Origin of the sequence: Massilia sp. DD77 (assembly GCF_036961685.1) — a bacterium.
GTDB lineage: Bacteria > Pseudomonadota > Gammaproteobacteria > Burkholderiales > Burkholderiaceae_D > Telluria.
Genome location: NZ_JBAMDH010000003.1, coordinates 115,520 through 130,067, shown reverse-complemented (window position 1 = coordinate 130,067; position 14,548 = coordinate 115,520). Strand labels below are relative to the sequence as shown.

At 64.9% G+C, this 14,548-nt stretch carries 12 protein-coding genes; 10 read left to right on the top strand and 2 right to left on the bottom strand.

What is annotated here, in order from left to right; genetic code table 11:
* Positions 1 to 10: 10 nt before the first annotated feature.
* Both V7778_RS02480 and map read right to left on the bottom strand, forming a co-directional pair.
* A complete protein-coding gene (locus V7778_RS02480; RefSeq protein ID WP_335551769.1) occupies positions 11 to 2,593 on the bottom strand; it encodes a [protein-PII] uridylyltransferase in 2,583 nt (860 codons plus the stop codon).
* A 9-nt stretch (positions 2,594 to 2,602) separates the two neighbouring features.
* Positions 2,603 to 3,439 carry a type I methionyl aminopeptidase gene (map, locus tag V7778_RS02475; RefSeq protein WP_335551768.1) on the bottom strand — a complete coding sequence of 279 codons (837 nt, stop codon included), beginning with the start codon at positions 3,437 to 3,439 and terminating at the stop codon, positions 2,603 to 2,605.
* Positions 3,440 to 3,754: 315 nt separating this feature from the next.
* Between map and rpsB the strand changes: the two genes are divergently transcribed.
* The 10 genes from rpsB to V7778_RS02425 all read left to right on the top strand — a co-directional run bounded on the left by rpsB (position 3,755) and on the right by V7778_RS02425 (position 14,530).
* A complete protein-coding gene (rpsB, locus tag V7778_RS02470; RefSeq protein WP_211518984.1) occupies positions 3,755 to 4,504 on the top strand; it encodes a 30S ribosomal protein S2 in 750 nt (249 codons plus the stop codon).
* Between the two features lie 148 nt (positions 4,505 to 4,652).
* Positions 4,653 to 5,561: a translation elongation factor Ts gene (gene tsf / locus V7778_RS02465; RefSeq protein WP_335551767.1), complete on the top strand. Its 909-nt coding sequence runs from the start codon at positions 4,653 to 4,655 to the stop codon at positions 5,559 to 5,561.
* Positions 5,562 to 5,886: 325 nt separating this feature from the next.
* Entirely contained in the window at positions 5,887 to 6,603 is a 717-nt protein-coding gene (pyrH, locus tag V7778_RS02460; RefSeq protein ID WP_335551766.1) for a UMP kinase, read from the top strand.
* 43 nt (positions 6,604 to 6,646) lie between these two features.
* On the top strand, positions 6,647 to 7,207 hold the full coding sequence (gene frr, locus V7778_RS02455) for a ribosome recycling factor (RefSeq protein ID WP_335551765.1): 561 nt from the start codon (positions 6,647 to 6,649) through the stop codon (positions 7,205 to 7,207).
* 141 nt (positions 7,208 to 7,348) lie between these two features.
* On the top strand, positions 7,349 to 8,101 hold the full coding sequence (gene uppS, locus V7778_RS02450; protein WP_335551764.1) for a polyprenyl diphosphate synthase: 753 nt from the start codon (positions 7,349 to 7,351) through the stop codon (positions 8,099 to 8,101).
* The gene (locus tag V7778_RS02445; protein WP_335551763.1) at positions 8,101 to 8,940 is read left to right on the top strand and encodes a phosphatidate cytidylyltransferase; all 840 of its coding nucleotides are present in this window, start codon (positions 8,101 to 8,103) and stop codon (positions 8,938 to 8,940) included. Before uppS ends, V7778_RS02445 begins: the two co-directional genes overlap by 1 nt.
* 14 nt (positions 8,941 to 8,954) lie before the next feature.
* Positions 8,955 to 10,130 (top strand): 1-deoxy-D-xylulose-5-phosphate reductoisomerase, encoded by a 1,176-nt coding sequence (gene ispC / locus V7778_RS02440; protein ID WP_335551762.1) that lies wholly within the window; start codon positions 8,955 to 8,957, stop codon positions 10,128 to 10,130.
* A 3-nt stretch (positions 10,131 to 10,133) separates the two neighbouring features.
* The gene (gene rseP / locus V7778_RS02435; protein WP_335551761.1) at positions 10,134 to 11,471 is read left to right on the top strand and encodes an RIP metalloprotease RseP; all 1,338 of its coding nucleotides are present in this window, start codon (positions 10,134 to 10,136) and stop codon (positions 11,469 to 11,471) included.
* Positions 11,472 to 11,603: 132 nt separating this feature from the next.
* Entirely contained in the window at positions 11,604 to 13,940 is a 2,337-nt protein-coding gene (gene bamA, locus V7778_RS02430) for an outer membrane protein assembly factor BamA (protein ID WP_335551760.1), read from the top strand.
* A 50-nt stretch (positions 13,941 to 13,990) separates the two neighbouring features.
* Positions 13,991 to 14,530, top strand: coding sequence for an OmpH family outer membrane protein (locus tag V7778_RS02425; protein ID WP_335551759.1), 540 nt, complete (start codon positions 13,991 to 13,993; stop codon positions 14,528 to 14,530).
* Positions 14,531 to 14,548: the final 18 nt, after the last annotated feature.

Genomic DNA, 14,548 nt, shown 5'->3' with positions numbered 1-14,548 from the left:
AAAAAAAGGATTAAATCTTGAGCGCGTCCAGCAGGTCGGTCTCGAGCTGGACCTGGACGCGCGGGTTGGTCAGGGCGGCGCCGTCGATCAGGAACACGTCTTCGACGCGCTCGCCCAGGGTCATGATCTTGGCGGTGTGCAGGTTGATGCGGTAGCGCTGCAGCACGCTGGCGATCGCGTACAGCAGGCCGACGCGGTCGTTGGCGGCGATCGACAGCACGTGGAACTGGCCGCGCTCGTCCGGGCGCACGTCGACGGTCGGCGTGATCGGGAAGCTGCGCGACATGCGCGACAGGCGCCCGCGCGCCAGGGGCGGCAGCGCTTCCTGGCTCAGGAGGAGGGCGCACAGCTCGTGCTCGATCAGGCTGATGATGTCGCGGTAGCTGCCTTCGAAGCCCTCGGCCGTGACCAGGAAGCTGTCCAGCGCGTAGCCGTGGCGCGTGGTGTGGATCTTGGCGTCCAGGATGCTGAAGTTCTTGCGGTCGAAGTAGCTGCAGATGCGCGCGAACAGGTCGGGCTGGTCCTTGAGGTAGACCGCCACCTGCAAGCCTTCGCCGATCGGCGCCAGGCGCGCCCGCACCACCGGCTTGGCGCTGTCGACCTTGTCGTGCAGGGCGCGGGTCTGCCAGGCGATGTCCGAGGCGTCGTGGCGCAGGAAATAGGCGACGTCGAGCTGCTGCCACAGCGGCTCGTGGGCGTCGGCCGCCAGGCCGAACAGGCGCAGGGTGGCCAGGGCTTCCTTCTGGCGCGTGCGCAGCTCGCGGTCGGCGGAATGCGGCTCGCCGCCGAGCACGCGCAGGGTGACCTTGTACAGGTCTTCCAGCAGCTTGCCCTTCCAGGCGTTCCACACCTTGGGACTGGTGCCGCGGATGTCGGCCACGGTCAGCAGGTACAGGGCCGTCAGGTGGCGCTCGTCGCGCACCACCGCGGCGAAGGCGGCGATCACGTCCGGGTCGGACAGGTCCTGTTTCTGCGCCACCTGCGACATGGTCAGGTGCTGCTCGACCAGGAACACCACCAGCTCGGTGTCTTCGTCGGAGAGGCCGTGCGCGCGGCAGAACTGGCGGGCATCGTCCATGCCCAGCTTGGAGTGGTCGCCGCCGCGGCCCTTGGCGATGTCGTGGAACAGGGCGGCCACATAGAGTAGCCAGCGGTCGCGGAAATCGGCGCTCAGCTGGCTGCAGAAGGGGTATTCGTGGGCATGCTCGGGCATCGTGAAGCGGCGCAGGTTACGCACCACCATCATGATGTGCTGGTCGACCGTGTAGACGTGGAACAGGTCGTGCTGCATCTGGCCGACGATCTTGCGGAAGGCCGGCAGGTAGCGGCCCAGGATGCCGAACTCGTTCATGCGGCGCAGCGCATGCACCAGGCCCACCGGCGCCTGCAGGATGCGCAGGAACAGGGCGCGGTTCGCCGGATCGGCGCGGAACGCGGAGTCGATCCGGGTGCGCGCATGCCACAGGGCGCGCGTGGTGCGCGCCGTCATGCCCTTGATGTCGGGGCGCTCGGTCATGGCCACGAAGATCTCGAGCACGGCGCATGGCGCGCGCTCGAAGGTGTCGTCGGCGGCGATGTCGATCAGGCCGCCGACCTCGTTGAAGCGCTCGTTGATCGGCACCGCATGCACCGGGTGCGGAAACAGCTGGGCCTCGATGTCCTGCAGCAGGATGGTGTTGAGCTGGGTGACGGTCTTGGCCGCCCAGTAGTAGCGCTGCATCAGGTATTCGCTGGCGCGCCGCGCGTTGGGGCCGTCGCCGCTGGAGTTCAGCCCGAAGGTCCTGGCGATCGCGGTCTGGACGTCGAACACCAGGCGGTCTTCGCGCCGCCTGGTGTGCAGGTGCAGGCGGATGCGGATGTCCTTGAAAGCGCGCTCCTTCTCCATCAGCTGGCGCGCTTCCATGCGCGTGATCAGGCCGCGGGTGGCCAGCTGGCCCCAGGACTCGGCCAGGCCGGCGGCCTTGGCCACCCACAGGATCACCTGCAGGTCGCGCAGGGCGCCCGGGCTTTCCTTGACGTTGGGCTCGAGCGCGAAGGCCGTGTATTCGTACTTGGCGTGGCGCAGGCGCATCTCGGCCGTCTTGGCCTGGAAGAAGGCTTGCGGATCCATCGCCTCGCGGTAGCGCCGCTGCAGTTCGTCGAACAGGGGGGCGTCACCGCAGACCAGGCGCGCTTCGAGCAGGCTGGTCTGGACCGTGATGTCGGCGCCGGACTCCACCAGGCACTCGTCCACGGTGCGGATGCTGTGGCCGATTTCCAGGCCCAGGTCCCACAGCAGCTGGACCAGGGACTCCAGGCGCGCCTGGGTGATGGCGTCGGGCTGCTGCCTCAGCAGGATCAGCAGGTCGACGTCGGAATAGGGAAACAGTTCGCCGCGGCCGTAGCCGCCCACGCCCACCAGCGAAGTAGTGGCCGGCAGGCCGGCCGCGCGCCATGCGTCGGCCAGCACGCCGTCGACGCACTGGCGCAGGTTGCGCAGGAGTTTTTCGGGCTTGCCGTCCTCGTCGAAGGCCTGGAACACGGCCTGCCGTTCGGCCTTGAGCCGCTGGCGCAGTTCGCTGCGGGCGGAATCCAGCTGGGCGGCCTGTCCCATGGCGCTTCCTCAGGCTTCCGCGGTGGCGGCGGCCTGGCCGATCAGCGGCAGCACGATGGCGGGCGGCGGCGGGGTGCCGGCCGACTGGGTCAGGATCTCGAAGCCGGTCTCGGTGACCAGCACCGTGTGCTCCCACTGGGCGGACAGGCTGCGGTCCTTGGTCTTGATGGTCCAGCCGTCCTGCATTTCCTTGATTTCGCGGCGGCCGGCGTTGATCATCGGCTCGATGGTGAAGATCATGCCCGCCTCGAGCTTGTCGAGGGTGCCTGGGCGGCCGTAGTGCAGCACTTGCGGCTCCTCGTGGAACACGCGGCCGATGCCGTGGCCGCAGAATTCGCGCACCACGCTGTAGCCGTGCTTCTCGGCGTGCTGCTGGATCACGTGGCCGATGTCGCCCAGGTGGGCGCCCGGCCTGACCTTGGCGATGCCCAGCCACATGCATTCATAGGTCACTTCCGACAGGCGGCGCGCCAGGATCGAGGGCTCGCCCACATAGAACATGCGGCTGTTGTCGCCGTGGAAACCGTCCTTGATGACGGTGACGTCGATGTTCAGCACGTCGCCGTTCTTGAGCACCTTGTCGCCCGGGATGCCGTGGCAGATCACGTCGTTGAGCGAGGTGCAGATCGACTTCGGGTAAGGAGTGTAGCCCGGCGGGGCGTAGTTCAGCGGGGCCGGGGTGGTGCCTTGCACGTTGAGCATGTATTCGTGGGCCAGGCGGTCCAGCTCGCCGGTGCTCACGCCCGGCTTGACGAAGGGGGTGAGGTAGTCCAGCACTTCGGCGCCGAGGCGGCCGGCCAGGCGCATGCCTTCGATTTCTTCCGGGGTCTTGATGGAAATGGACATAGATGGAATCGGTTCTTGGAATCGGTCCTGAAAACAGGGAAGCCCGGAAGCATGTCCAGGCGATATCCTTCCATTATAAAGGATGTGGACCAGCCTAGTTGGGGCCCGCCCGGGGCGAGGGAAGGGAAAGGCTGCGCGCACGCTTGAAAAACGAACCAAATCCCGCTAGAATCTCGGGTTGCTCGTATTCGTATCGAGCAATGTTGTAAAAACAGTCCAGTTTTTACCGAATTTATTTGAAATCGCGAGTGTGGCCGCCAAAGGGTGCCGACAAGGTGACTGGCCACATTCAAGACTTAACCCTGGAGAAATTACATGTCCGTTACTATGCGCGAAATGCTGGAAGCCGGTGTTCACTTCGGCCACCAGACCCGTTTCTGGAACCCGAAAATGGCCCCGTTCATCTTCGGTCACCGCAACAAGATCCACATCATCAACCTGGAAAAAACCATGGGGATGTATCAGGAAGCCATGAAGACGGTGAAGCAGATCGCTGCCAACCGCGGCACCATCCTGATGGTGGGCACCAAGCGCCAGGCGCGCGACATCATCGCCGCTGAAGCCCAGCGCGCAGGCGTGCCTTACGTCGACCAGCGCTGGCTGGGCGGCATGCTGACCAACTTCAAGACCATCAAGACCTCGATCAAGCGCCTGAAGGACATGGAAGCCGCGATCGAAGACGGTTCGGTCGAGAAGATGTCGAAGAAAGAAGCGCTGATGTTCTCGCGCGAACTGGTCAAGCTGCAGAAGTCGATCGGCGGCATCAAGGACCTGGGCGGCGTGCCTGACGCGATCTTCGTCGTCGACGTCGGCTACCACAAGGGCACCGTGACCGAAGCCGGCAAGCTGGGCATCCCGGTCATCGGCATCGTCGATACCAACCACTCGCCGGAAGGCGTTACCCACATCATCCCGGGTAACGACGACTCGTCGAAGGCCATCACCCTGTACGCACGCGGCGTCGCCGATGCGATCCTGGAAGGCCGCGCCAACGCCACCAACGAAGTCGTTGAGATGGTCAAGGCCGGCGGCGACGACTTCGTCGAAGTTTCCGAGCAGGCATAATTTGACGGCAGGCCGCGCGGCCTGCCTGCAGTAGAAAGGGGGAGCCGTACCACGTGCCCCCCTTTTTTTAAGCAAAAGTTTTAGCAGAAATATATCGTGCGGGTGTCGCTGACATCCGTGCACCGGACCAACATTTAGGAGAATACACATGGCAGCGATTACTGCAGCGATGGTGGGCGAACTGCGCTCCAAGACCGACGCACCGATGATGGAGTGCAAGAAAGCACTGACCGAAGCCGACGGCGACATGGGCCGTGCCGAAGAGATCCTGCGCGTCAAGCTGGGCGGCAAGGCATCGAAGGCAGCCTCGCGCATCACCGCCGAAGGCGTGGTGTCGGCTTACATCGCCGGCAACATCGGCGCGCTGGTCGAAATCAACAGCGAAACCGACTTCGTCGCCAAGAACGACGACTTCCTGGCCATGGCCAACCTGGCAGCCCGCCTGGTCGCCGAAAAGAACCCGGCCGACGTCGCCGCCCTGGCAACCCTGGAACACGAAGGCAAGACCTTCGACGACGTGCGTACGGCACTGATCGGTAAAATCGGCGAGAATATGACCGTGCGCCGCTTCCAGCGCTTCGAAACCACCGGCAAGCTGGCTTCCTACCTGCACGGCTCGCGCATCGGCGTGATGGTCGAGTTCGACGGCGCCGACGAGCAAGTGGGCAAGGACGTGGCGATGCACATCGCCGCCATGAAGCCGGTCGCTCTGTCGTCGGAGCAAGTGCCTGCGGACATGATCGAAAAAGAGCGTTCGGTTGCGGAACTGAAAGCCAAGGAAGACGCCGACAAGGCCGTCGCCGAAGGCAAGCAGCCGCAATCGGCCGAGATCGTCGCCAAGCGTATCGACGGTTCGGTGCAGAAGTACCTGAAAGAAGTGTCGCTGCTGAACCAGGCGTTCGTGAAGAACGACAAGCAGTCGATCGAGCAGATGCTGAAGGCCACCAACACCACGGTGAAGGCATTCACCATGTACGTCGTGGGCGAGGGCATCGAGAAGAAGGTCGACGACTTCGCAGCTGAAGTTGCAGCACAGATGGCTGCTAACAAGCAGTAATGTGAAAGCGGGCCGCAAGGCCCGTTTTTTTAAGGGGGAAGGGTTTGTGTGCGTGGCCGGCGGCGTGAACTGGCGGCGGCGCGGCGAACTTGGGCCCCCGCCTGCGCGGGGGTGACGGTTTTAAAGCTGACTCGTGGAATGGCGCCTCTGGCCCGCTCCTTCAGCCCGTCATTCCCGCGCAAGCGGGAACCCAGGTTTGCGAGCAAACCCGCAGCGCTCAACGCGCAGCGCCCCCAGCCATCTGTTGCACCCCGCAGATGAGACCGCCGCCCACGAAGCGCCGGTCGGAACCGAATTCGAAACATCACATAGGAGCCGCTTCATCATGACAAAACCAGCCTACCAACGAGTCCTTCTGAAACTGTCTGGCGAAGCGCTGATGGGCGACGATGCGTTCGGCATCAACCGCGCGACCATCGACCGCATGGTGGCGGACGTGGCGGAAGTGGCGAAGCTGGGCGTGCAGGTGGCGGTCGTGATCGGCGGCGGCAACATCTTCCGCGGCGTGGCCCCGGGCGCCCAGGGCATGGACCGCGCCACCGCGGACTACATGGGCATGCTGGCCACCGTCATGAATGCCCTGGCCCTGGCCGACGCGATGCGCCATGTCGGCATCACCGCGCGCGTGATGTCCGCCATCAGCATCGAGCAGGTGGTCGAGCCCTACGTGCGTCCGAAGGCGCTGCAGTACCTGGAAGAGGGCAAGGTCGTCGTGTTCGCCGCCGGCACCGGCAACCCCTTCTTCACCACCGACACCGCGGCCGCGCTGCGCGGTTCGGAAATCTCGGCCGAGATCGTCCTCAAGGCGACCAAGGTCGACGGCGTCTACAGCGCCGACCCCAAGAAGGATCCGCACGCTACCCGCTACGAGTCGATCACCTTCGACGAAGCGATCGCCAAGCACCTGCAGGTGATGGACGCCACCGCCTTCGCCCTGTGCCGCGACCAGAAGCTGCCGATCAAGGTGTTCTCCATCGTCAAGCCGGGCGCGCTGAAAGCCGTGATCATGGGCGAAGACGAAGGTACACTGGTACACGTCTGATTTTTAGTTGAACAACCTGAATTAAGAAGAACAGGAGAGCAGCATGTCCTTAGCTGACGTCAAGAAGAACGCCCAGGATCGCATGGCCAAGTCCATCGAGACCCTGAGGGCCAACCTGGCCAAGGTCCGTACCGGCCGCGCCCACGCCGGCATCCTCGATTCCGTCATGGTCGAGTACTACGGTTCGCCGACCCCGCTGTCGCAGGTCGCCAACCTGACCCTGATCGACGCCCGCACCATCGGCGTGACGCCGTTCGAAAAGAAAATGGCGAGCACCATCGAGAAGGCGATCCGCGACTCCGACCTGGGCCTGAATCCCTCGTCTCAGGGCGACACCATCCGCGTGCCGACCCCGCCGCTGACCGAAGAACGCCGCAAGGAAATGGTCAAGCTGACCAAGACCGAAGGCGAAGACGCCAAGATCGCCGTGCGCAACATCCGCCGCGACGCCAATGAGGCGCTCAAGAAGATGGTCAAGGACAAGACCGCGTCGGAAGACGACGAGCGCCGCTCGTCGGACGAGATCCAGAAGCTGACCGACAAGTTCGTGGCCGAGATCGACAAGCTGCTGCAGGAAAAAGAAAAAGACATCATGACCGTGTAAAGACGGCGTCATGACGGCTCCAGCGGACCGGCCCCGGCAGCTTGCCGCGGCCGGTCCGTGTCCCTTATGATTGTCAATTTGTCCGACTGGCGATTTGTCACCCGCAGATCGCAGCTCTCTGGACGCAGTTCTCTGGAAGTAATGATGTTCAAAAGTTCGACCACCGCTGTTCCCGAAACGCCGTCCGTGCCGCGCCATATCGCCATCATCATGGACGGCAACGGCCGCTGGGCCACCAAGCGCTTCCTGCCGCGCGTCGCCGGCCACGTCAAGGGCGTGGAAGCCGTGCGCGGCGTCGTCGAGCACTGCGTCGAACTCGGCGTCGAGTACCTGACCCTGTTCGCGTTCTCGTCCGAGAATTGGCGCCGTCCCGCCGAGGAAGTCTCGCTGCTGATGCGCCTGTTCGTCACCGCGCTCGAGCGCGAAGTGTCGAAAATGCACGCCAACAATATTCGCCTCAAGGTCGTCGGCGACCTGAGCCGTTTCGACGCCAAGCTGCAGGACATGATCGCCGCCGCGGAGCGCCGCACCGCCAACAACACCCGCCTCACGGTCAGCGTGTGCGCCAACTATGGCGGACGCTGGGATATCATGCAGGCAACCGGCAAGATGGTGCAGGCCAACCCCGGCGTCACCGAATTCACCGAGGAGATGCTGGCCCCGCACCTGGCCATGGCCTATGCCCCGGAGCCCGACCTGTTCATCCGTACCGGCGGCGAGGAACGCATTTCGAATTTCCTGCTGTGGCAGCTCGCGTATTCCGAGCTGTACTTCACCCAGACCTTCTGGCCCGATTTCTCGCCCGAAGCGCTGGACGAGGCGATCGCATCCTTCCGGCAGCGCGAGCGCCGCTTCGGCCAGACCGGCGAACAAGTAGCGAAGAAGACCAACTGATGCTGATAACCCGGATCCTCACCGCGCTCGTTTTGCTGGCAGTGCTGCTGCCGGTCCTGTACTCCAACAACTTCACGGCGTTCGCGGTGGTGGCCTCGCTGTTCTTCGGCGCGGCGGTCGGGGAAGCCTTCCGGTTGTTCAATCCGGCCGCCAGCGCCAAGCGCGCGGCCCTGATCGCGCTGTTCTGGACCGCGGCCTTCGCCTACGCCTTCTTCCTGGCCCCTTCGGGCAGCGCGCCCACCTTCTGGTTCGCCATCGGCGTGCTGCTGTGGGCCCTGCGTTTCGCACCCTCGCTCAAGCTCGGCCTGCCGCCGCTGGCCAGCACCGCCAACACCACGCTCAGCCTGATCTACGCGATCTCGGTGGTGGCCTGCTTCGCGGCCATCGTCACCATGTTCCAGCACTCGGCGCTCTACCTGCTGTCGGTGATGGCCATCGTCTGGGCCGCCGATGTCTTCGCCTACTTCTCGGGCAAGGCCTTCGGCAAGCGCAAGCTGGCGCCCTCCATCTCGCCGGGCAAGTCCTGGGAAGGGGCCATCGGCGGCTGCATCGCCGTGCTGCTCATCGCCACGCTCACCGTGCTGTTCGGCGGCGACGCCTTCGCCGACACCTTCGCGGTGCGCGTGCAGGCCGGCCTCGGCTGGCTCGGCATGTTCGCCGTACTCATCCTCGTCGTCGCGGCCAGCGTGGTCGGCGACCTGTTCGAATCCCAGCTCAAGCGCCGCGCCGGCATGAAAGACAGCAGTAACCTGCTGCCGGGCCACGGCGGCGTACTGGACCGGATCGACGCGCTCGTCCCGGTCCTGCCATTGGCTGCCCTGATCGGCGCCTGGCTCTAGAAGGAAGCAAGATCATGCAACGCATCACCATCCTGGGCGCCACCGGCTCCATCGGCGCCTCGACCCTCGACGTCCTCGCGCGCCATCCGGACCGCTACCGTGTCTATGCCCTGAGCGCCCACGGCCGCGTCGAGGAACTGGCGCAGGCCTGCCGCGTCCACCGTCCGCAGCGCGCCGTGGTCGGCACGCCCGAAGCGGCCGCCCGGCTCGCCGGCCTGGTCGCCGGCCTGGGCATCTCGGTGGAGCACGGCGAACAAGCCCTGTGCGACATCGCCTCCAGCGCGGAGGTCGACACCGTGATGGCCGCGATCGTCGGCGCCGCCGGCCTGGCGCCCACCCTGGCCGCCGCGCGCGCCGGCAAGAAGGTCCTGCTGGCCAACAAGGAAGCCCTGGTCATGTCGGGCCAGCTGTTCATGGACGCCGTCAAGGAGCACAAGGCGACCCTGCTGCCGATCGACAGCGAGCACAATGCGATCTTCCAGTCGCTGCCGCAGCACTACAACCGCCAGCCCGAGGCGGCCGGCGTCGCCAAGATCCTGCTGACCGCCTCGGGCGGTCCCTTCCTGAACCGCGCCGTCGAGACCCTCGGCGACGTGACGCCCGATGAAGCCTGCAAGCACCCGAACTGGGTCATGGGCCGCAAGATCTCGGTGGACTCCGCCACCATGATGAACAAGGGCCTGGAAGTGATTGAGGCCCACTGGCTGTTCGGCGCCCCGGCCGACCTGATCGAGGTCGTGATCCACCCGCAAAGCGTGATCCACTCGATGGTGTCCTATGTCGACGGTTCGGTGCTGGCCCAGTTGGGCAACCCGGACATGCGCACCCCGATCGCGCACGCGCTGGCCTTCCCGGAGCGGATCGATTCGGGCGTGCCCCAGCTCGACCTGACCAGCATGGCCGCGCTCCAGTTCCACCAGCCGGACTTCGCGCGCTTCCCCTGCCTGGCACTCGCTTTCGACGCCCTGCGGGCGGGCGGCACCTCGCCGGCCCTGCTGAATGCCGCCAACGAAGTGGCGGTGCAGGCCTTCCTCGACCGCGCCATCGGCTTCCGCGACATCGACCGCGTGATCCGCCAGGTGATGGACGAGGTGGAGCACGGTCCCGCGCCCTCGATCGAGGCGGTGCTGGCCCAGGACGCGCGCGCGCGCGCCGCGGCCAACCAGGCCATCGCGCGCCTGCGGGGATAAGCCATGAACCTGCTGGTAACGGTGCTGGCCTTCGTGCTGGCCCTCGGTCCTCTCATCATCATCCACGAACTGGGCCACTACCTGGTCGCGCGCTGGTGCGGCGTGAAGGTGCTGCGCTTCTCGGTCGGCATGGGCCGCGTGGTCTGGTCGCGCCGCTTCGGCAAGGACCAGACCGAATGGGCGGTGTCGGCGCTGCCGCTGGGCGGCTACGTCAAGATGCTGGACAGCCGCGATCCGGAGACCGCGCCCAAGGACGAATCGGAATGGGACCGCGAGTTCACGCGCCAGAGCGTATGGCGCCGCATCGCCATCGTGGCCGCCGGCCCGATGGCCAACTTCCTGCTCGCGATCGGCCTGATGGCCATCCTCTTCATGCACGGCGTCGAGGAGCCCTCGGCGCGCCTGCGCGCCTTGCCCGAGAACTCGGCCGCTTACCAGGCCGGCGTGCGCGGCGGCGACACCGTGGTCGCGGTGAACGGCGCACCGGTCGCATCCTGGTCCGAGCTGCGCTGGCAGGTGCTGCAGGCGGCCATCGAAAAGCACGAGGCGCGCCTCGAGCTGCGCGGCGCCCATGGCGGCACGTACGGCGCCACGATTCCAAAGAGCGCGGTCGCCAGGCTCGACGTCGAAGGCGACGTGCTGAAAGGCCTGGGCCTGGACCTCTGGCGTCCGCAGGCTAAGGTCGACAAGGTGCTGCCCGGCGGGGCAGGGGAGCGCGCCGGTCTCCAGCCGGGCGACGTGGTGCTGCGCGCCGACGGCCGGGCCCTGGCCGACGGCATCGCTTTCATCGAGGCGGTGCGCGCCGCTCCCGGCCGCGCGCTGGCGCTGGAAGTCCAGCGCGGCCAGGGCAAGCTGAATCTCAGCCTGACCCCGGAACGCGATCCCGCCGGCCGCGGCATGATCAAGGTGATGGTGGCCCAGGCGCCGGAGATGGTGACCGTGTCGTCCGGTCCGTTCGAGGCCGTGGCCAAGGGCGCCGAGCGCACCTGGGAAACCAGCGTCATGACGCTCAAGATGATCGGCAAGATGATCACCGGCGAAGCCTCGTGGAAGAACGTGACCGGCCCGATCACCATCGCCGATTATGCGGGGCAGACCGCGCGTATCGGCCTGGTGAGCTATTTGCAGTTCATCGCCTTTATTAGTATCAGCTTAGGAGTAATGAATTTGTTACCAATTCCAGTTCTGGATGGTGGCCATTTACTGTATTATTCGCTGGAAGTTTTGACCGGGCGTCCCCTTCCTGCGCGTGTCGGAGAATTCGCGCAGCGCGCCGGGGTCGGCCTGCTGCTCATGCTGATGGCGCTCGCCGTCTTCAATGACCTGGTGCGGCTGTTCTAGCAGCGGCCGACTGCACCGGCAGAATAATGAATGCTGTACCGCGCAGCATCGTGGGATTGGCGGGAGACCCGCCGATCCCGCAATGATCGCGTCAAGGAATATGTATTAATGACTGACCCTTTGATCCAGCCAATGAAATTACACCCAGATCGTTTTGCCCTGCCGTTCATCCGTCGCAGCCTGATCGGCGCAGCCGTGCTGGCCATGTGCGCCGGACAAGCGCTGGCCGTCAACCCGTTCGTCGTCAAGGACATCCGGGTCGAAGGCATTCAGCGCACGGAAGCGGGCACCGTGTTCAGCTACCTGCCGGTGCGCGTGGGCGAGACCTTCGACGATGGCAAGGCGACCGCGGCGATCAAGGCCCTGTACGCGACCGGCTTCTTCAAGGACATCCGCCTGGAAGAGGAAAACGGCGTGCTGGTGGTGCTGGTCGAGGAACGTCCCGCCATCTCCACCGTCGATTTCACCGGCACCAAGGAATTCGAAAAGGACATGCTGGTCAAGGCGCTGAAGGAAATCGGCGTCGGCGAAACCAAGATCTTCGACAAGGCATCGGTGGACCGCGCCGAGCAGGAGCTCAAGCGCCAGTACCTGTCGCACGGCCTGTACGGCGTCAAGATCACCACCACCGTCACCCCGATCGAACGCAACCGCGTGACGATCATGTTCAACGTCGACGAGGGCGACGTCGCCAAGATCCGCGGCATCAACATCGTCGGCAACAAGTCCTTCTCGGACAAGCAGCTGCGCGAACAGCTGCAACTCTCGACCTCGGGCTGGTTCACCTGGTATTCCAAGGCCGACCAGTATTCCAAGCAGAAGCTGACCGGCGACCTGGAGACCATCAAGTCCTGGTACCTGAACCACGGCTACCTCGAGGCCACCGTCGAATCGACCCAGGTCTCGATCACCCCGGACAAGAAGGACATCTACCTCACCATCAACATCACCGAAGGCGAGAAGTACACCGTCAAGAGCGTGAAGCTGGAAGGCGAGATGTTCGGCCGCGAAGCCGAGCTGGAAAAGCTGATCCTGCTCCAGCCGGGCAAGACCTATTCGGGCGACCTGCAGGAAGCGACCAACAAGCTGATCGCCGACCGCCTCGGCACCTTCGGCTACGCCTTCGCCAACGTGATGGCCAATCCGGAAATCGACCGCGAGAAGCGCGAAGTCGCCTTCACCTTCTTCGTCGACCCGGGCAAGCGCGCCTACGTGCGCCACATGAACATCTCGGGTAACACCGTGACCCGCGACGAAGTGATCCGCCGCGAATTCCGCCAGTTCGAAAGCTCGTGGTACGACGCCAACCGCGTCAAGCTCTCGCGCGACCGCGTCGACCGCCTCGGCTACTTCAAGGAAGTGAAGGTCGAGACCCCGGAGTCGCCGGGTACCTCGGACCAGGTGGACGTCAACATCGTGGTCGAGGAAAAACCGACCGGTAACTTCATGATCGGCGGCGCGTTCTCGCAGGCCGAGAAGTTCACCTTCACGGCATCGGTCTCGCAGGCCAACTTCGCGGGCTCGGGCAACACCGTCGGCCTGGAACTGAACACCAGCAAGTACAACCGCACGATCGCGTTCTCGCAGACCAACCCGTACTTCACCGACGACGGCATCTCGCGCGCCTTCCAGCTCTACCTGCGCACCTCGCGCCCGCCGGCGCTGAACATCGGTTCGTACACCGTGCGCCAGACCGGCGGTAACATGACCTTCGGCGTGCCGTTCTCCGAGTCCGACACCGTCTACTTCGGCGCCGGCCTGGAGCGCACCCAGATCGAGACCGACGAGAGCTCGCCGGTGCTGTACCGCACCTTCGTCGAGCAGAACGGCGGCCCGGTGGGCGGCGTCGGCAAGGCCGTCACCAATGCGATTCCGCTGACCGTGGCCTGGGGCCGCGACACCCGCGACAGCGCGGTGACGCCGACCCGCGGCCGCTTCCAGCGCGCCAACCTCGAGATCGACGCTTTGGGCGACGCCAAGTACTACAGAATGGTGTACGAGCATCAGTGGTATCGTCCGCTCACACGGTGGATGACCCTGGCCCTGCGCGGCGAGTTCGACTACGGCAAGGGCATCGGCGGCAACAACTACCCGGTCTTCAAGAACTTCTACGCCGGCGGCATCGGTTCGGTGCGCGGCTACGAAAGCTCGTCGCTGGGCGTGGTCGACCCCACCTACTACGATGCGATCGGCGGCTCCAAGCGCCTGATCGGCAATGCGGAACTGCAGTTCCCGTTCCCGGGCAGCGGCACCGACCGCAGCCTGCGCTGGTTCACCTTCCTCGACGGTGGCCAGGTGTTCCAGGAGGACGCGAAGATCCGCCCATCGGAATTCCGTTACTCGGCCGGTATCGGCCTGTCCTGGATTTCCCCGGTGGGTCCGCTCAAGTTGAGTTATGCTAAGCCCTTGAACGCCCTGCCTGGCGACCGCCTGGAGCGCTTCCAGTTCCAGATGGGCACCGGTTTCTGACCGGGACGCGTCCTGGCAAGGCTGTACCGAAAGAGGATTGCGAGAGACTTATGCTGAAAAATCTGATTGCCTCGCTGCCACGCAGCCTCGTGATCGCCGCGCTCTGCGCCGCGCCGCTGGTGCATGCCCAAGCGCAGGCCCAAGGTGTGGCCTCGTCGGGCCGCATCGGCTTCGTGTTCACCGAGCGCCTGATGACGGAATCGAAGATGGCCAAGGCGGCCGACGCCAAGCTGGCCTCGGAATTCTCGAGCCGCCAGAAGGCGGTCGAGGAAGCGGCCGAGCGCTTCAACGCGGCGCGCAAGAAGTTCGAGAACGAGGCCAACAGCCTGAACGAGGGTGAACGCGGCCGCCGCACGCGCGACCTGATCAACCTGGAAGCCGACTGGAAGCGGATGCACAACCTGTTCCAGGAAGACCTCATGCAGCGCAAGAACGAGGAGCGCGCGGCGATCGCCCAGAAGGCCTACAAGCTGCTCGAGCAGGTCGCGGCGGAAGAGAAGCTCGACGCCGTGCTGGCCGAGGCGGCCTGGGTCAACCCGCGCATCGACATCACGGACAAGATCCTGAAGCTGCTCGACGCGTCAAAGTAAATACGATTTAAAGGAAAG